Origin of the sequence: Aureliella helgolandensis, assembly GCF_007752135.1 — a bacterium.
Classification (GTDB): domain Bacteria; phylum Planctomycetota; class Planctomycetia; order Pirellulales; family Pirellulaceae; genus Aureliella; species Aureliella helgolandensis.
The window spans coordinates 6,089,392-6,107,693 of sequence record NZ_CP036298.1; the positions used below are offsets into that span (position 1 = coordinate 6,089,392).

General features: G+C 54.9%; 19 protein-coding genes and 1 tRNA gene. 18 read left to right on the forward strand and 2 right to left on the reverse strand.

What is annotated here, in order from left to right:
- Positions 1–237 precede the first annotated feature (237 nt).
- The 3 genes from der (at position 238) to Q31a_RS21435 (ending at position 2,851) form a co-directional block, all read left to right on the forward strand.
- Positions 238–1,653, forward strand: a complete 1,416-nt coding sequence (gene der, locus Q31a_RS21425) for a ribosome biogenesis GTPase Der (protein ID WP_145082406.1) — start codon at positions 238–240, stop codon at positions 1,651–1,653.
- Between the two features lie 311 nt (positions 1,654–1,964).
- Entirely contained in the window at positions 1,965–2,552 is a 588-nt protein-coding gene (locus Q31a_RS21430) for a DJ-1/PfpI family protein (RefSeq protein ID WP_145082408.1), read from the forward strand.
- 225 nt (positions 2,553–2,777) lie between these two features.
- Positions 2,778–2,851, forward strand: a tRNA-Lys gene (locus tag Q31a_RS21435).
- Between the two features lie 105 nt (positions 2,852–2,956).
- On the opposite strand, the gene Q31a_RS21440 is transcribed toward Q31a_RS21435, so the two are convergent.
- Positions 2,957–3,391 (reverse strand): tyrosine-type recombinase/integrase, encoded by a 435-nt coding sequence (locus Q31a_RS21440; protein ID WP_197355473.1) that lies wholly within the window; start codon positions 3,389–3,391, stop codon positions 2,957–2,959.
- Positions 3,392–3,421: 30 nt separating this feature from the next.
- Between Q31a_RS21440 and Q31a_RS21445 the strand changes: the two genes are divergently transcribed.
- The 15 genes from Q31a_RS21445 to Q31a_RS21515 all read left to right on the forward strand — a co-directional run bounded on the left by Q31a_RS21445 (position 3,422) and on the right by Q31a_RS21515 (position 17,471).
- Positions 3,422–4,708 carry a sialate O-acetylesterase gene (locus Q31a_RS21445; RefSeq protein WP_197355474.1) on the forward strand — a complete coding sequence of 429 codons (1,287 nt, stop codon included), beginning with the start codon at positions 3,422–3,424 and terminating at the stop codon, positions 4,706–4,708.
- A 9-nt stretch (positions 4,709–4,717) separates the two neighbouring features.
- Positions 4,718–5,491, forward strand: a complete 774-nt coding sequence (locus tag Q31a_RS21450) for a hypothetical protein (RefSeq protein ID WP_145082414.1) — start codon at positions 4,718–4,720, stop codon at positions 5,489–5,491.
- A gap of 78 nt (positions 5,492–5,569) precedes the next feature.
- Complete coding sequence (locus tag Q31a_RS21455; RefSeq protein ID WP_145082416.1) at positions 5,570–6,151, forward strand: hypothetical protein; 582 nt, start codon at positions 5,570–5,572, stop codon at positions 6,149–6,151.
- Positions 6,152–6,165: 14 nt separating this feature from the next.
- Complete coding sequence (locus tag Q31a_RS21460) at positions 6,166–7,608, forward strand: phage terminase large subunit (protein ID WP_145082418.1); 1,443 nt, start codon at positions 6,166–6,168, stop codon at positions 7,606–7,608.
- Between the two features lie 2 nt (positions 7,609–7,610).
- Positions 7,611–8,438, forward strand: a complete 828-nt coding sequence (locus Q31a_RS21465) for a KTSC domain-containing protein (protein ID WP_145082420.1) — start codon at positions 7,611–7,613, stop codon at positions 8,436–8,438.
- 95 nt (positions 8,439–8,533) lie between these two features.
- Positions 8,534–9,742, forward strand: a complete 1,209-nt coding sequence (locus Q31a_RS21470) for a hypothetical protein (RefSeq protein WP_145082422.1) — start codon at positions 8,534–8,536, stop codon at positions 9,740–9,742.
- Positions 9,743–9,815: 73 nt separating this feature from the next.
- On the forward strand, positions 9,816–10,193 hold the full coding sequence (locus Q31a_RS21475) for a hypothetical protein (RefSeq protein WP_145082424.1): 378 nt from the start codon (positions 9,816–9,818) through the stop codon (positions 10,191–10,193).
- A 98-nt stretch (positions 10,194–10,291) separates the two neighbouring features.
- Complete coding sequence (locus Q31a_RS21480; protein WP_145082426.1) at positions 10,292–11,341, forward strand: hypothetical protein; 1,050 nt, start codon at positions 10,292–10,294, stop codon at positions 11,339–11,341.
- A 23-nt stretch (positions 11,342–11,364) separates the two neighbouring features.
- Positions 11,365–11,925, forward strand: a complete 561-nt coding sequence (locus tag Q31a_RS21485; protein WP_145082428.1) for a phage protein Gp36 family protein — start codon at positions 11,365–11,367, stop codon at positions 11,923–11,925.
- Entirely contained in the window at positions 11,925–12,497 is a 573-nt protein-coding gene (locus Q31a_RS21490; protein ID WP_145082430.1) for a hypothetical protein, read from the forward strand. Before Q31a_RS21485 ends, Q31a_RS21490 begins: the two co-directional genes overlap by 1 nt.
- Positions 12,498–12,535: 38 nt before the next feature.
- Complete coding sequence (locus Q31a_RS21495) at positions 12,536–12,871, forward strand: hypothetical protein (protein WP_145082432.1); 336 nt, start codon at positions 12,536–12,538, stop codon at positions 12,869–12,871.
- Positions 12,872–12,905: 34 nt separating this feature from the next.
- Positions 12,906–13,232, forward strand: a complete 327-nt coding sequence (locus Q31a_RS21500) for a hypothetical protein (RefSeq protein WP_145082434.1) — start codon at positions 12,906–12,908, stop codon at positions 13,230–13,232.
- 1 nt (position 13,233) lies between these two features.
- The gene (locus Q31a_RS21505) at positions 13,234–13,746 is read left to right on the forward strand and encodes a hypothetical protein (RefSeq protein ID WP_145082436.1); all 513 of its coding nucleotides are present in this window, start codon (positions 13,234–13,236) and stop codon (positions 13,744–13,746) included.
- 130 nt (positions 13,747–13,876) lie between these two features.
- On the forward strand, positions 13,877–15,361 hold the full coding sequence (locus Q31a_RS21510; RefSeq protein ID WP_145082438.1) for a hypothetical protein: 1,485 nt from the start codon (positions 13,877–13,879) through the stop codon (positions 15,359–15,361).
- A gap of 1 nt (position 15,362) precedes the next feature.
- Complete coding sequence (locus Q31a_RS21515; RefSeq protein WP_145082440.1) at positions 15,363–17,471, forward strand: hypothetical protein; 2,109 nt, start codon at positions 15,363–15,365, stop codon at positions 17,469–17,471.
- A gap of 3 nt (positions 17,472–17,474) precedes the next feature.
- Here Q31a_RS21515 and Q31a_RS21520 read toward each other — a convergent pair whose 3' ends face one another.
- Entirely contained in the window at positions 17,475–18,281 is an 807-nt protein-coding gene (locus Q31a_RS21520) for a GIY-YIG nuclease family protein (protein WP_145082442.1), read from the reverse strand.
- Between the last annotated feature and the right edge of the window lie 21 nt (positions 18,282–18,302).

Sequence of the window (18,302 nt, forward strand, 5' to 3'; positions counted from 1 at the left end):
TCGAAAAGCCCCTAGGAGCAGATAATTCGATCCGATTCCCTCGCGTACTAGCAGGGGTACTATTAAACTGTGTGCACTACCGATCTCTCAAGCCCTGCCGCGAGGCGATTCAACGCCCCGAAACTCCCCAGAAGTGCTAAGAGCTGAGGTAGTTTTACGGCTTTGCAGCCTTTTTGACAGTCGCCCCCCCTAGAGGAACAGCGACGCGTCTCAACTCGCACAACAAGTTTTCGTTCCATGGCTGTACCTCGCGTCGCAATTGTCGGCCGTCCGAATGTGGGCAAAAGCAGTATTTTCAACTGGCTAGACGGACGACGACTAGCCATTGTAGACGATCGCGCCGGGGTCACGCGTGATCGCTTGGTAACGCTGATCGAACACGATGGGCATTACTTTGAACTGATCGACACGGGAGGCATGGGACACCTCGATAGCGACAATCTTACCAAAGATGTTGAGCAACAGATCACCGCCGGAATCGAAGAGGCCGACCTGATTCTGTTTGTCGTCGATACCAAAGCTGGCCTGACTTCTCTCGATGAATTTGTCGCAGAACGCCTTCATAAAGTCGAAAAGCCGGTATTGCTGCTAGCCAATAAGACCGACCATGCGGGGCTGGACAACAGCGCGCTGGACTTCCATCGTCTCGGTCGCGGTTGGCTGATCCCGGTCAGCGTACTTCAGAACCGCAATCGCCAAGAATTATTCGATGAAATCCTAGCCCGACTTCCGGACTATGAAAACGAAGAGGGAACCGGCGACGCGCCTCACATGAAGCTAGCGATCGTGGGCCGCCGCAACGTTGGTAAGAGCACGTTTGTCAATTCGCTCGCCCAGGCGCAGCGGGTTATTGTTAGCGAAGTCCCCGGCACAACTCGCGATAGTGTCGACGTCCACTTCAACCTCGACGGCCATCGCTTTGTCGCGATTGACACTCCCGGCTTGCGGCGCACGAAGAGCATCCGAACCGATATCGATTTCTATGGCTTGCACCGCGCACAACGCAGCGTTCGCCGCTCCGATGTCACGTTGCTATTTTTCGATTGCATGGAGGCGATCAGCAAGGTCGACAAGCAGCTCGCACACTACATCGAGCAGAACTCGAAACCCTGCATCTTCGTCGTGAACAAGTGGGACAAAGTCGCCGACACCGTTCCTACCGAACGTTGGGTTCGCTACCTGCGCGAGCACTTTCCCACCATGGCCTATTGCCCCATCGCCTTCATTACTGGCCAAACCGGCAAGAACATGAAGGCCCTGCTGAACCATGCACAGATGTTGTTCAAGCAAGCCCAAACCCGAGTGTCCACTCCCAAGATCAACAAGCTCCTGCGAGCCGCCTTGCAGAAACAACAACCACCTCTATATCTGAATCGTCGTCCCAAGGTTTACTTTGGCTCGCAAATTGCCATCACACCTCCGACGATCATCATGATGGCGAATATGCCTCAAGGCTTTCCGCCCAGCTACCGTCGCTATCTAATCAATGTTTTCCGTGATCACCTTCCATTTGGCGAAGTCCCAATCCGGCTGTTCATCGATAAACGCGAAAGTCAGACACCGGAAGAACGCAAGAAAAACGCCAAACTAGCCGAAATGGGCGAGCAGGCTGAGGACGAATTCGGACCTCAAGACAACTACCCTGGCAACTGACGCCTCGTCTCGAATTAGCTGCCTCGAATTAGCCGCTTCCATATCGACTTTCGGGTGAACTTGTTGGCATGTACGGGCCCCGCCCGTTGGGATCAAGTCCTAGCGGCTTGCATGTTGAGCAACATGCTATTGGTAGAGAACCACCAAGCCAAACGCGAGCGACCCTGTGCATTGGAAAAAGGTGCACTGGAAAAATCATTGGGGCAAACGTGCAAGCTGGCCACCCAGAATATCACTGGCTGCGGCATTGCTTCACTGCCCCCTAAACTTCAATTCAGATGAAATGCCCCGCGCCCTAGGAGAAACACCCCATGGCTGCCCAAAAAATCCTGTTCATCGTCGGTGACTTCGTCGAAGATTACGAAATCATGGTACCGTTTCAGATGCTCACCATGGTGGGGCATACGTGCCACTGCGTCAGCCCTGGGAAAACAGCTGGCGACACTGTTGCGACCGCCATTCACGACTTCGAAGGGCACCAAACGTACACCGAAAAACCTGGCCACAATTTCGCCCTCAATGCGACTTTTGCGGACACCCAAGCCGAGGACTACGACGCGTTGGTCCTGCCCGGCGGCCGCGCCCCCGAGTACTTGAGACTCGACGCTCGAGTCGTGGAGCTCGTACAGCAGTTTCACGCAGCCAAAAAGCCAATTGCAGCGGTCTGCCATGGCCCCCAGATTCTGGCCGCAGCAGGCATTTTGTCGGACCGCGATTGCAGCTGCTATCCTGCGGTGAGCCCTGAAGTGCAATTGGCGGGTGGCCGCTACGTTGCAACCGCAACAGGTTTTGACAACGCGCATGTCGACGGCAATTTAGTCACCGCCCCAGCCTGGCCAGCCCATCCCGCCTGGATGCGCGAGTTTCTTAAAGTGTTAGGCAGTAAAATCGAAGCCTAGCATTCCACCAGCTGCCGGGTTTAGAAGTAGAGCAGGGGAGGGATTCGCCAGAATTCCCACCGATTCCGGCATCGGACTAGGCAAGCTAGAAAGCCCAGCTTCCCATGAAAAATATTTTGGGGTGTGAAGCGGCCGAAATGGGGTTGCGATATTTGTGGGTTTGTTTAACATCCTAGGCCTACGAAGCGGGAGTCAATCACCGATTGAATTCCGTTATCTAACCAAGCCTCCGTAGCTCAGTTGGTTAGAGCAGCTGACTCTTAATCAGCGGGTCCAAGGTTCGAGTCCTTGCGGGGGTACTATCTAAACCCTAGGGAAATCATCATTTCTCTAGGGTTTTCTTATGGAATCAACTGTTTTGTGTCAGTTCGGTTTTCCTGCCCCAGGTCGCTATCGGGGTGCTATCAGGCGCTGGCCTGTGACAAAAGCACTGACAGCTGTTTGGCGGCGTCTTGCTCGGCCCCAGGAAGCAAATGCCCGTAGGTGTCGAGCGTCAGCGTGATGCTGCTGTGACGCATGATGGACTGGATTACCTTCACGTTGACTCCCGCGATGGCGAGCCAGGCGCCGCACGTGTGACGGAGTGCGTGAAAATCTAAGGACTCGCCAGCTTGATTCAATGGCGATAGGAAATCCGGTGACGGTTTGCTGGGCTTGGTGGCGAGCCAAGCAGCTCGAGCGATGGCCAGATCCTCCCTCAGCAGTTCAGCACTGCGTTCCGGAATATGTAGCGGAAGAGCGTCGCGCAATCGCCCGTGCAGGTCGCTCGAAACGTACTGCTTCGCTTGCTTGCCATTCTTAGCGTGCCTCGCCTTCAAGTAGATATGATCCTCTCGCAACGACGCGCCTGTGAGGCTACATACTCCGAAATGAAGCTGTGGATCGAGGGCGGAAAAATCTATGGCCGGGCCCGCAGGAATGGTGTCGATCTATGGGAATTATCGACAGATGCGGCGACCTATGCAGATGCTAAATGGCACAGAGTAGCAATGAGCGGCGGGGTCGCTGGCCCACAATTGTGGGTCGATGGTGAACTAGCTGTGGCCACGTTTGGCACAGGCTCCAGTTCCAACACCGAATGGACAAGCAACGTCAACGATAATTCGGTGACGTTTCGGCCAAATCGTATTTGCATCGGTGCCGCTAGAATCGGAGGCGTCAACGAGAGCAATTTTGTGGGGCGGTTGCGCAATCCGTTGATGTCGAGCACGGCAGCAACGGCCGAGGTGATGCTAACCGATAAACGAGACAACGCGCAACCCTACGATGTGATGGTTAATTTTGGACAGTCAAACGAGATTGGCCGAGGACTAGGCATCGACGGGACGCTAGACGCTACGGACGTGCGGATCCAGCAGTGGGGCCGCAATTCACCGAATGACAACAAGATATTTCTAGCGGCCGATCCACTCGAGCACGTGGGGGCTACGGCAGATTCGGTTGGGCCTGGTATGTCTACCGCCAAGGAATGGATTCGCAGAAAGCTCGAGCCAGGGCGGCGGGTGTTGATCGTTCCAGTCGCCGAGGGGAATACGGGGTTCCGTGATGATAAGTGGAACGTAAGCAACACGAACCGCTACCACGGGATGGTGACGCGTACCGGGTTAGCGTTGGACGAGTGCAGCGAAAGTCGAATTGTCGCGTGCTTTTGTCAGTTAGGCGAGCGTGACGCGGGGGGCAATACTGCGGAGGGCAAGGCCTTTACTGCGGAGTTTCGCGAGATGATTGGGGCATTCAGGGAGGAGTTCCCTAATGAGTCGTTCCCCGTAGTCATCGGGACGATGCCCAAGACGTGGGTTGATGAAGAGGTACGCTACAAAGAAGTGCAACAGCAAATCTTGGCAATGCAGGATACCATCCCGAATTGCATTGTTGTCGATGCAACCGATCTACCATCTAGGGTAGAGGCGGGCGGCGGTGCCGAAACGATTCACTACTCTGTTGAGTCAGCGCGGACGCTAGGCACGAGACGCGGCGCGGCGCTGGCGGATTATTGGACCAATCCGTCTGATTACTTTATTCGGACGCCTGCCCTATCTGCGAGCACCCAAGCGGCACTGGCGGCTGAAAAGGCAGTCGCGGCTAGTTCTTCAGTCGATGCTCTTGGAAGGCGATTGGGTAACAAAGGTTCGATTTTCAAATCCAAGACACTTTAAGGGTTCAAAATGATCAGACTCATTAACGCAATCAATGCAGCTAAGAAAATCCTCGTCGCCAGGCAGGCCTGGAACGAGCAGGATGGTCCGAACATCTTTTGGCAAGGTGCTCAATCAAAGCAGATCTCGGAGGCGTTTGACGAAGCCATTCGCACCGCTTGCGATTCAACGGCGGATGCTGATTCGGAGGTCGAGGATTCAGCACGGGCGCTGCTTCTGTGTCTGGACGATGTAGCCTATTCCCACCAGAAATGGCTGCAGGATGCTTCCATGGGACTACCCACAGCTCCACCTCGTGGATCAGATCAACTGCATCGCGTATTGGATCGATTGGCCGAACAGGTCAAGCAATCATCACTGCCGCTGCCACCTCCTATCGAACAGCTGCAAAAGCAAAAGGTTTCTCCCAACCAGATCGCTCTCATCTATGGGTGGAAGCTGGAGGACGGATCGCCCGATGCACAAAAGGTGTTCGAAGAGATCAGCAAGCCAGGGACTCACTTCAAGCCCAAAACGTGGGTTCATCCAGCTGTGAAGTCGATTCAAGCTGAGACGGATCGACGCTGGACAGTCCGTGAACCACGTAGTCGTCTATTCTTACTGCATAGCGATGGTCGCCCAGCGGGTGCCGAGCCAAGCAATCCTCAGATCCCTTCGCTCGACGAGCTGCTGGACGTTCGCGCGCCGGTGGAGCAGATCATGCGTTTGCATCAGATGACGGAAGAGGACGTGCTGGAGGCCGCTCGTGTGGCAGGAGTTGACTTACAGGAGCGCTACATCTAGCCCGCTAACTCTGCGGTTGCCCACCAAGAGCGAATGCAGCAGGAGGAAGCCAACGCCTAGGGTGGCATCAGCAATCGCATGACAGAACCTTCGAACCTTCCCAAGCCGGGAACGCTAAGCCGAGCCGAAAAGAAGCAGCGACATTTTGAGCGACTGCAGCGGTTGCCGCGTGTCGTGAAATCCTACCTGCAGGGCTTGTCGATTCTAGAGATTGCGGAAAAGGAGGGGGTCCGGCGCAGCTTGATCGATAAAGACATGCGTTACGCCAGAGGGATTTGGCGGAAGCGAGTTGAGGAGTCTGCCGAAGAGTACTTGGACCGTGAGCTTGAAAAGTTGAACCTGATAGAGACGGAAGCTTGGGCCGCGTGGGAGCGATCGAAGCTATCCACGTTGGAAACCATGCGAGAAAAAGGTGAGGACGGAAAGGTAAAGCGTCGCAGAGTTGTGCGGCAGAATTATGGAGACCCTCGCTTCCTCGATCAGGCGCGTAAGATTGTCGACGATCGGTGCAAGATGCTGAAGATCGGGCAGTACAGCACAGAAGAATCCAATGTCATTCACGCACGAACCGTAGAAGTGGTGGTCGAAACGGTCGAGCAAGTAAATCGCATCATGAACTACGAACAATATGAAGAGCTGCTTGGTCCGTCTGACAATTAGCGCCAGGAAACTACATGCGCATTTGTCCTGTACCCATTTCACGGTCCCAAAAGCAGTTTCGCACATCCGACGCCTGGCTGACCGGCTTCTGTGGTGGCCGGGGTGCTGGTAAGACCAAAATCGGGGCCGTCGATGTTCACCAAAAGGCAAAGCCTGGTGAACCATGGATGGCGATCAGTCCCGATAACAACATGATCCGGGAGACGACCCTCCCGACATTTCTTGAGACGGTTCGTTTTACCGGGGATTACATCGACGATCGAATGTCGCCAGTGCCGCGTGTCTGGTTTCGCACGCGATGGGGCGGCAAAGCAGAGATCGTGTTCAAGGGCGCGGAGGTTCCAGACAAGCTGCGGGGCCCCAACAAGGCTGGGATCTGGTTCGACGAAGCTTCGATCATCTGCAAGGAAGCGTTTGACATAGCAATCGCTTGCTGTCGCTACAAAGGGAAGATGGGGCCCGTCACAGCAACCTACACACCGCGGGGGTTCAAACACTGGACGTTCGAGAGCTTCTATGAGCTGGTCGACGATGCGATGATTGGCACGAAGGGTTTCATGCCCGAATCGCTGGAGTGCTTCCAGGGTAGGTTCTACCGGGCCAGGCCAGATTCGAAGCTGGTCCGCTGTGCTACTCGCGATAATCCCTTTGCTCCTCCTGAGTATGTCCAGCGCATTGGGCAGAACTACTCATCAGCCATGGCGCTGCAAGAACTGGAAGGGGACTTCATTGAGATCAGCGGACTGATTTTCAAGCGAGAGTGGTTCGCTGAAACGGTTCCCCATGCTCCTGCTCGAGCATCTCGTGTTCGCTACTGGGATAAGGCTGCAACGGCCGATGGGGGCTGCTTCACGGTGGGTCTGCTAATGGCGCTCGATGACCGGGGCGTGTACTACATCGAAGACATTGTTCGCGGTCAGTGGTCGGCGTATTCCCGCAACAAAATCATGCTTGAAACAGCTAAACGCGATGCGATCAAGTATGGCGGGAGTGTGCTGACTTATATCGAGCAAGAAGGAGGTGGCGACGGCAAGACGGTAGTCGATGATCTGATAAGCCTCTTGTCTGAGTTTCCCGTCTATCGCGACGTTGTCAGTGGAGGGCAATGGCGCATAAAGGGGAGCGTGCGATTGCCTGGCGATGCCAAGGTCAGGAGGTCATTGCCGTTCCAGGCGCAGGCAGAGGCAGGGAACGTAGTTTTAGTTGACGGCAAGTGGCACGGGGACTTCCTAGATGAAATCACCATGTTCCCCGAATATGCGTTTGCGGATCAGGTTGACGCGGCTTCCGGCGCACAGAAGAAGCTCAAGCAATCGGCTCCCATCTTTGGTGCTGGTGCGGAACGTTCAACAGAGCCGCTTGAAGAGTCTAAGTACGGCAAGACGGTTGACCTGGGGAGAGAGAGTGCGGTTAGCCGTTGGGGTGATCTACCTTGGAATCAAGTTGGAGGTGAGTAGAAATGTCAATTCTTTCAAGACTCGCTAATAGAGCAAGCCGCTACATCAAGGCTCGCGTGCAATCGACGCTGGGAGCACGCTCCAGAGCCCGTCCTCCCGGCAACATGCGTACCAGCTCAGGGAAGCCCCCTATTCGCCCCTACGGTAGTAGTCCTGGTGCGCCTCCTGTTGTTGGTGGCCCTGGTGTTGATGGCCACTCTGGAGCGACAGGCTTATCTGGAGTGTTGGCAGCCGAGCGTCGTCGCAACGATGAGAATGGCGACGACGATGACTTCGATGACATTCAGCTACTTGGCCGTGATGCTGGGTATGACCAAGAGGAGTTCCAGAGACTTGAACCAAAAATGCGTCGAGTGAGCAGCTCCAATGTGTTCAGCTACGCATTCGAAATGGAAACGGCACGGCAGGGGATTCTCTACGTCACATTCCTCGACTACACGCCCAAAGATGCGGGCGGGGATGGATCGAAGAAGAACTCTCCTGGTTCAACCTACGCCTACTACGACTTCCCACTGGCGAAGTTCAAGCAATTTGAGGCGATGGCAGCCTCCACTGCGGGCGGTGCTGTGTGGGACTATTGCCGTGTACGCCATTCCGGATTTGAGCACCAACACAGTTACCGGCTCGTTCAGTCAGCGGGGGATTACATCCCCCGCAAAGCCACCGCTGGCGGTTGGAAAGCTCGTAGCGTCCCAACTCTGGGGATTGGAAAGCGGTCTGCTCGTCGGTCGACCCTGAAGCCCAGAACGATGCATTTCAGGGCACAGGCGAATAACGGCGCTCCCAACAGGGGTGCACCAAACCGAGGGAATCCGAATCGAGGCAGCTGATTCAGTGTCAACATTCACACCAGATATCAGATGCGTAACACTGTGATTCTTAGTTGGACCAAAAAACGATAGGCACCATCAGCGGGGAAGCTGCAATGACAAGAGCACTGGGGTTCGAGGGGGTATCTGTTGCGGGCACGACAGAAGAGATGCCAGGCAATGCCCCGGAAGGTCAGTTCTTCTTTGATGCGACTACTGGACAGTGGATGGTTTGGGACGATTCGGCCGACGGATCCGCGGAGGAGCCAGGCGGATGGCGATTGTCTGCGGGGATTGTCTGTGAGGAACTCACGTTTGAAGAAACCGCAGGCGCTGGCACCTATACCGGTTCTGTGCCCCTACCTGCTGGCGCAACAATTCACGACATTTTGGTCAATGGCGTGGCGCTGTGGAATGCGTCGGGTGCTGTGACGCTGAAGGTTGGCGATGCTGCGGATGACGACGGATTCTTCACCGGCGTAAACCTGAAGGCCACTGATCTACTGGCCGGAGAATCTCTGTCATTCGCGCTCGCTGGCGGTAAGGCGGGAGCCTACATCGCGAATAGTCAAGTTACGCCTCGCTATTCTCCCGCGGCACGGACTATCAATGCGATTGTCACCGCAGCCGGGACAGCGGGAACGGCCGGAAGGACTCGGGTAACCAAGCAAATGGGCGGCGGTGCAGAGGGAGCTAGCGCCAATGCACAAGCAGCTCCAGGAGGAGCACAAGCTTCATCTCCAGTCTCCCCACCCCAAGGTCAACCAGGGGGCGGGCAATACATGCAGCAACCCTTACCGCGGTATCAGGCGACTGAATCGGACGATCTGGAGTTGGTTGATAGATACGAAAAGATGGCGGACCAGTTCGCAGAACTAGGCGAACGTTACAGCAAGCTCAATGACGTCAACGCTGACATCATGAAGAAGTACGGCGAAGTTCGATCGGCTGTAGTTGAGCTTGAAAAGCGAGAGTGCGACAAGGATCGTGAGTTGCAGATCAAGGATCTCTACCAAAAGTATCCGCATTTCGTTGAGGTCGATAGTGAGTTGGACCGCTGCCTCTATTCGCGTGGCAGTGAACTTACGCAATCGCAGTTTTCGTCTCACCTGGAATCTGTCGAACGTTACGCGCAGAAGTCGAGTCCCGTTACCCGGATGATTCCCAACGGAAGCAGCGAAAAGCCTGATGCTGGTCAGGATGCGGCAGAAGTGTCCGCAATGGTTGTCGATCGTTACACCCAGTACGAACGCCAGGGAGTCTACAAGACTTACGACGAACTGGAAGCCGAAGTCCGCAAGGAGTTGAGCGGCAGTCCTTCGTAGAGGGCTAGCGAGCAAAATAGTGTCTGAGTCGCGCCGGTTGGGGCGCAAAGTTGAACCCTGAGAAAGTAGAAACATGATTGCTGGCCAAACCGCCTCGGGCGACATTGCACCGAGCCGATTCGTCAAAAAGAGCGGCGCCTATCTAGTCGCTCAATGTACTGCAGCCGATGTGCCGTTTGGCATTTCGCAGCAAGGCTCCCTTGCTACCCCGATCCCCGGCGCCAGCCCTCTGGCAGCAACGGATGGATTCCCTATCGCGGTGTACGGCGAAGAGGAGAACTGCTTGCTCGATGCAGGCGCCACGGTCGCTGATGGCGCATTCGTCAAGCCTGACGCTAATGGTAAAGGGGTAACTGCTACGACCGGCAATCGCTACTATGCGATTGCTGAACGCGGCGGCGATGCTGACGAAAAAATGCAAGTCGTTGTCCGATTTGGCATTGTCCCCTAATTCAATCGATTCCTTCACTTTAGTTCTAAGCTACATCACAAAATCACCAAGCCACAACCGAGTCCCGGACTGGCTGCCGTTTATTGGGAGAAACCAATATGGCTGCTGGGCCGCTAGTCCAAATCGGACAAGACAACACGTACGTAAAAGACCACGCATCGAGTGGCCGGTTGACGATCGAGTACAGCCGAAACCCCAAGGAGTTCGCGCTCCCGAACTACATTCAGATTCGACCCGTTCAGAAGCAGAGCGGGTACTACCTCAAGATTGACCAACGCCAGGCTGGGCGGTTGGTTGGCGGTGAGCTAACTGATTATGTTTGGCCTGACGGTCACCCGCGGCCCAAGACGCGGCAGAACGGCATGGAGTTCAACTTCCATGACTTCTTCTGCATTCGCCGGAATTTCGGGCAGCCCATCGGCGACTTAGCTCGCGAACAAGCTGACTTTGGCGTTGAGGACACGCAGGAGGGGATCCAGGCCCAGCAGGCGATGACAGGTCGCACTCTGCTGGTGCAGCAAGCCCTCGACTTGTCTGCCAACTGGGATGCGGCTCACTACATGAATGTCACGAGCATTCCGGGCGTCACTGGCACCTGGGACACCGCCCTGTCAACGAACCTGTTCATCAAGAAGAGTCTGAACTACGGTTCCAAAAGGATCTTAAAGTCGACCCTCGGAAAGGTCCGCAAGAAGGACCTGATTCTCGTGATGAATCCAACCACGGCCATGGCGATCAGTGAGACGCAGGAGCTGGTTGACCAGATCAAGCAATCGCAGGAAGCCTATGGGCAAGTAGTGCAGGCGGAAGGGCGTTGGAGCGAATGGGGTATCCCGGATCGGCTCTATGGCATCAAGGTCGTCGTCGAAGACTCGGTCATGGTGACATCTCCCAAGGGAGCCGCCACGCAGACGGAGGAATTCGTCATGGCGGACGGAATTGCTTACTTGTTAAGCCGTCCGGGAGGTCTGATGGCGAAAGGCGGCGGTCCAAGCTTCTCCACAGCGACACTGTTTGCCAAGGAGGAAATGACTGTCCAACGCAAGCATGACGAGTACAACCGACTCCTGGACTTGGACGTCGTTGACCATGTGGGCGTTGGCTTGACCAGCACCGCAGCTGGCTTTGCGTTCCGCGCCGTACTGTAACTCTTGGCCATTGAGGTAACGCTGTGCCAGATCCATTGGTTCCCTACGCTACTGGCGATGATCTCATTAAGCGATACGACATCGACTTGATTGGGGACCTCTGCCAGGACACGCGGGAGGAGCTCGACTGGCATAGTGACATTACCGAATTGACCGAACACGTGAATGTTGTCTCGGCGCTCGAGGATGCGTCTGGTGAGATTGATGTGTCGATGCAAGCTGGCGGGAGGTACACACCCGAACAGTTGATGTTGCTGATCACGCCAGTAGAGGCCGTCGACACGAACAACAGCAAAAAGCATTTGATCAGAATCACATGTGCCATTGCAATGAGCATTCTGGTTGAGCGAAGGCTTGAGCGTGTGAGTATGGAGACAGCCGATTGGCTCCGTAAGGCAGCCAAAGCGTTCCTTGACCAGCTGCGACGCGGAGAGAATGTGTTCGGGATCCCCGCAGCAGTCGATGCGGGAACTATTCACATCGACACCGTTTCGTCCGTCCATATTGAAAACCTGAATCTATTGCCTGGGCGAATGAGCAATTACTTCCCTGGCACTGCACAGCGAACCCCAAGAGTGAACTAATGCCGCTCGCTACCCCAGACGAATACATTCAGGTCTCCGGCAAGGTTGAAATCCTATGCGCTTATCCCAATGCATACACCGACCTCTACAAAATTGGAGAGTCGGAGAATGGGATTTCAGTGCGCAAGATTCCAATGCTGGGGGATGTTTCAGGTGACAGGTATGGTGGCCAGTCAGGTCGACCGATCGAACGTCAGTTCTTTGGACTGGCTGCAGAGTTCCAGCTGAATCTCAGTCGCTGGTCGAAGGCGGAAATTGCCAAGCTTGAGCAGTTTGGTGGAATCCTCGAGACTCCCGGCTATGTCCCGCTTTCAACAATCGGTGCCTTGGTGCATCGAGACCACGGGATCCGATTCCTACTGTACTGCGTCAAAGACCCAACGATGAGCCTCAATTTCCCCTGCTGTATTTGGACTCAACCCCAAGAGCAGAACCGGGGGACCAAGTATGCGAATTGTTCGTTCAACGTGGCTGCCGAGAGAGCTCCAGAGGGATTCTGGGCATCCGCAAAGGCTGGAGTGGTTTACGACACAGATACGTCTGGCATTCCTGGCCCATACACCCCAACTTAATTTCACAGCGCACAGCGCTACGGACTAGGAACTATGAAGTGGAATTCGACAAAACCGAAGCGATCTTTTATGGGATCATCGGCGCAGCCGGTAGCATCGGCGGGCTCATTCGTCTCTGGCGTGACAATGAGCGTCTCGATATCCGCGGCTCTCTTGGTCGCATTCTTTCGAGTGGGATTCTCGCTTTTGGAGCTATTGGTTGTTGGATCGGTCGCGCTCCCAGTGACACTATTACTGGGCCTGTTTTTTACGTGGCTGTTGCGACACTAATTGGTTACATGGGCAAAGAATTGCAAGACAAAATCCTCGCGAAGCTCGTGACCTATGCGCTGAAACGCGCTGGGCTGATCGATGAAGCAAAAGAACCTGACTAACACCTCATCCAAACCAATTCCGGTGGTTTAACAAATGGCAATATCGAAAAGTAGCTTAGTCACAGTTAATGCAAACGGGGTCAGCGACTGGGTTAAGATCCCTTCAGACGGCGACCGCGTTGGCGCAACGGTGACAGTGGGCAATGCGTCTGCAACCTGGGGCGAGGCAACAGAAGCTCTGCTCGAGTACTGTCCCGACCCGACGCAAGAAGAAGTCATTGTCGTTCCGGTGAAAGACGCTGGTGAATCAGTCGTATTCACTGAGAATGACATGAAGGTACTGGAAGACGTTCGTGGCTCGCTGCGGATCAATGTCTCCAGCTACGCCGGATCGGCTCCAATCTCCTTGCACGTTGTTTAGCATGCTCATACTGATCTTACTTACATCCATCGGATTCCTCGTCTCGATATTGCTTATCGTGTTGGCTGTGCGTTCTCTGATCGCGCGCGGCCGATCCCATGCTAGTCGTGGATTGTTCCGGTTTCACGATGGTAAGAAGACACGCGAGATCGATCCAATACAGGTGCTGATCTCACTTGAAGAACACCCCAAATTCCGTATCGATCTCGATCCTCGACGAGCCTTACAGGATGGCGACCGTGAATCGTTGGCCAACATGGCTGATGCTGTCCGGACTGCCTTCATTGTCCCTAAGTTCAGCGTTCCGGGTCGACCTGGCCTCACAACGTACGAATGCGTTGAACTCCTAGCGGTGTTCATGCTCTACGTTGATATGCAAAAAAAAAGTACCAATCCGCCGCCGACCTCGCAGCCATCTACGGAATCGACATCGACCGCATCCGACGCGTCGACTACGCCCAGTATGTTGGACTCTGGCTCCAGCGTAAGCGAGGCCTTGCCAAGCACTCCCTAGCAGTCCGCGATGGGATGAGAGCAGCACTTCTTCCTGCATTCGGGGCCAAGATGCCTGATGAGTGGTATCGGTTGATAGCGGACACCGACGACTTGGCCGTAGTACTAAAGAGCATGGACGGGTAATAGCAATGAGCGAATCCGCTGACTTCTTCAAGTACGGCCGAGGCTACGCCCTCTACTCCCAGGGGATGACGGACGTTGGTGCGACTGGGACCGCTGCGACCAAAGACTCGCCAGCGATTACTGCCTCCAAGGCGGTTCGTGATGATCATATGATCGAGCGTGATACGCTGCTGATCGCGAAAGCGATTGGCGCTGGTATGACCATGCGCGAGTACGCTGCACTTCACGGGAGGGTCGAAGATGCATACCGACAGCGCGCCAACCGAACGATCACCAACAGCGGGTACCAGGAACAGATTTGGCGACTCTCTGAGACTTTTCTACGTGATCATCGCAAGCAGGAAGCACAGCCTCTTCACTACGCTCCCAATCGCGATGGAACCGGGAAGCCGGTTGAGAGGGAACCTGGCCCGCACCTAATGCCTCCGGGAACACTCGAACCGCCATCACCGTCAATGGCAGAGCTTCCACCAATCGACTTTGCCGAGTTCTGGAAAGAGACGCTTCAGCGTAGCGAAGTCCCTCCGGAAAAGTGGGAGAAGGCTAGTAAGAGTACTTCTGAATCGTCGGCTGGCTACGAGTCTGCACCAGCCACTAAGCGAAAGGGAGGGGTGCTAGATCAAGTACAAGCAGGACTCGATGCGATTGGCATCGCAGAGCCAACTCCGTTCGCGGATGGGATCAATGCGGGAATCTCGGCAGTTAGAGCCGTGACAGACCGCAAGAACGCAGGAGAGCATCTGCGCAACGCAGGAATCTCGCTCGTGTCTGCGGCAGTACCCTACATTGGCGACTTGGCCAAGTTTAGAAAGTATGGAGGAGTCGCGGGCTCAGGAGGATCCAAGATCTCCAACTTCTTCAGCGGTATGTTTGGAGGAGGTGGTGGTCGTCGTGCCGGTAATGGGGATGGCCCCGGAGGCGGAACTGACGGGCAGGGTGGTGGGGCGTCTCTCGGCAGTGCGGTTGGCCTGCTTGGAAAGTTTGCTGGGAGCATCGGAAACCTTGTCAAAGCGATGCCCCCCGTGGGGATCGTCTTGGCGGGAGTTGTCTTGGGCATCAAAGGATTTGTGCACTGGCTAGAGAATACCGATAGAGCAAGCCGCAAGATCATTGAAGACAATCGTGCCCTTGCAAGCCTCAACGGTGGAGTGGCTGGGGCGTATGCCAGATTGGACAATCAGCGATTACTACGGCAGATTGAACGGGGCAGAGAGGTTAGCGGCCCGCTCGGAAGACTTACCAGCGCTCAGAGTCGATTCGAAGGAGCAAGGCAGGATCTAACCCAGCCTTTTGCCAAAGCGATGATCGACATCCAAGCCGTGATTATGGAAGTTAAGACACTCATTGTTCAAGGCATTGATTACATCGAGCCAATTAGCGAGCTCCTGCAGCAGTGGTACGGAGATGAAAAATCCCTACAGGGGTCTCGCTCCGCATTTGAATTTTCCGCCAAGCAGGCAGCAGCACGCATGAGGCAAAGGAAACTGTAGAGTGAGTGGCACACACACGTTTTACAACGGCGTGCTCATGCGCGACTGCGAGTTGATTGAATTTGCTCAAGTGGTCGAGTATGACGAAAGCCAGACAGATCCTCTGTACAGTCGTTTCCGACTGACGGTTGCTTCAACGCTTGTTAGTCTGCATTCGGTGAATGGCGGCAGTTCCTCTCCCATCCTAATGGGTGATCACCAATCTACGATCGGCGTTCCTCCAGTGAACAATGAGTCTGTGGTCGATCGACTGAGATTCGTACACGAGAAACTGAGCCAGCCACGCGGTGATTTTTGGTATGCGTTGAATGCAGTCAGCAATAAGCCGCTGTCAGCTGGCCCCAACGCCCCGGCTCCTGACGGCCAGCAAAACGACTCCTACCGTGTTGTGCTAGCCGCTGCTGGAATCGGTGACTATTCGGAGGTTGACACTACAGACGGGAGTGACACCAAGGGAGGTCGAAAGGTCACTGGCAAGCTGGGAGCACTCGAAACTTCCAACATAGAGATCCTGCGTGAAGACGTCATCGATATGAACAACGGCCCGAAGCCAATGAGCGTGAATGTTGTAGAGATCCATGGTGGGAGAGCAATGCGGGTGCAATTCACCATCGAGGTTTGTCGTCCAATCTGTCCGCTTCAGAACAACGACCCAAGCGCGCATCCAATCCGGGATGCAAAGCGAGTGAAAGGGGTGATCTCTAATCGATGGGCAATCAATGAGACTCTCAACGAAGACTGGTCGAACACGATCGTAATCGAGGGAACGCTCATCGTCTCTGACCAACGCTTCAAGCCAGACGCAATGCGGTTAATGACATCTACAGCCATGTTTCCGTATGCCAAAATGAAGGGGCGGCAATTCTTCACTTCGTCCGATGGGCTCAAGCTGAAATACCGCTACACGATGCAAGAAGCTGGCGTTGCCCCTCCACCGCACATTGTGGACTGGAGCGGAACGTACATCGAAAAGGTTGAGAATGGAGGCCACTGTACTGGAAGCATGAACGTAATGGTGCGTGGACAGTGGAACCCTCCCAACGACTGGACTATGAGGCAGTACAAGCTCTACTTGTCGGACTGGCTATTCCACATCATCCAAAGCCGCCTGACAGTTGCCCAGGGCTTCAACACACTCCCTGGTAATCAGCCAGATACCTTAGTCGTGAATGACTTCACTATTGTCGAGAACATGAAAGAGCCAGTTGTGGAGGCTCAGATTCTAGTGACTCATGCGAACGCCGCTATCTACGAAGACTTCGCGCTCCGACTACACAACTTCGGCAAGGATATTATCGAATCGAATGACCCGAACATTCCGGAATCAGCCAACTATGATCCAAAGGACTGGCCGATACCTGCAGCGTTTGCTTGGGATGTTGCAGGGGCTAACCACGATAACCGCAGTTTAGGGAGTGCCTATGATTGTTACTTCCAGTCACCTTGCAGCGAATGGCACGGTAAACCAAGAGGGCTCAATGTCGACTTCGATGTCGTGACTGGCGAGGCGCTCACGCCAGAGTCGGGTCCAGTGGAAGAAAGTGCCAGTTTTGCAAGCTACATCTACCAGGATACATCACTTGGTGCACCATCGCTTCCGGCAGCAGCTCCACCTTCTGCGTTTGCTGCTTACGGATGGTCTGATGCTCAGGTAGGAGTCGGGTTTACCTATCTGCATGTCGAAATCGACAACCACTACAATCGCGACGTTGGCAAGATCGCATTGCCACTCTCTAAGCCTCGAAATGGCACTACTGTAGTGTTTGCCAGCGTGCATGCGGGAATTGAGACTCGTACTTTCACCATGGTTGCCAGTCGCCAGGGGGATTGGCCCAAGGTGCCAGAGCCCAAGGCTGTCATCAGCAACTCGTCTACCAATCTCGACGAGCATCTGATGCACGCTGAGGTACTCCCAGATGCCCCTAAACTTCTATCAGATGGCCGAACCTGGGAATACTCAGTGCAGGTCAAATGGGTCTACGCACTCTCCAGGACGCTCGGAACAGGAGACACCTACCGCGCCAGCTCGGACCCTAGGGATAAAACCACACCGGTTGAGAATGCGATTCAAATCACCAACTTCTTTGAAACTACCGGCGCGATTGACTAACTCTCAGCGCCGCCAAAACCGCTTAATGTGTCGCAGCGATCGTTCTGAATGCACCTCCGGCGCTCGAGTTTCAGCGGGTACCGGCTCTGCTGCGATACAGGAATACTCCACATCAGGCTCCTCGAACTTGGTTACTTGCCCAAGCTTTGGCCTGTTTGCGTACCAGTGCTGCAGAAGCCGTTCGCCATCAACACTGAAGAAGTGGTGGCAGTAGGGGCAACGGACATCCTCGGTAGCTTGCCCGCCACGGTGCATGCACTCTTCTCGGCAAACGGGGCAGGAGATGATGACGCCGCGGTGCGTTGGCGCTCGAGGGTTGATCTTGGGATGTTTCACCCACATGCCACCGTTGCAGTTTGGATTGTTGACCGCAATCGCCGGTGGTTCAGGGATTACCCAACTCTCAGGAACTTGAGTCAAAACGCCTTCATCAGCATTGGTGAGCATCCCTCCGTTTGCCCTGCGCCCCCAAGTGGCAATAATCATCGCTTCAAGCCGGTACGCCTCTGCATCACGATCGCACAAAGCAAGAATCACGTGCATCTCTTCGTGGTTGGCTACGTGCAGCCCCTTAATCACCCGCTCCTTCTCATCCCGAGGAACGCCACCGCGAACAAGCTCCTCGCGCAGGAAGTGGCCATGCTGAATCAATCGTTCAGCTCTACCTTTCCCCACGTAGAAAGGCAATCCCGTTGGATAGCAGATTGCGTAGACGTACGGCCGGTTCGCTACAAAGTGGCACCAATAGCGAGCATCCTGCCAGTTCATCATGTACCGCATCGGCTCGAGCCCCTCAGGGATAGCAAACATCCCGGACTCGCCACGTCCATA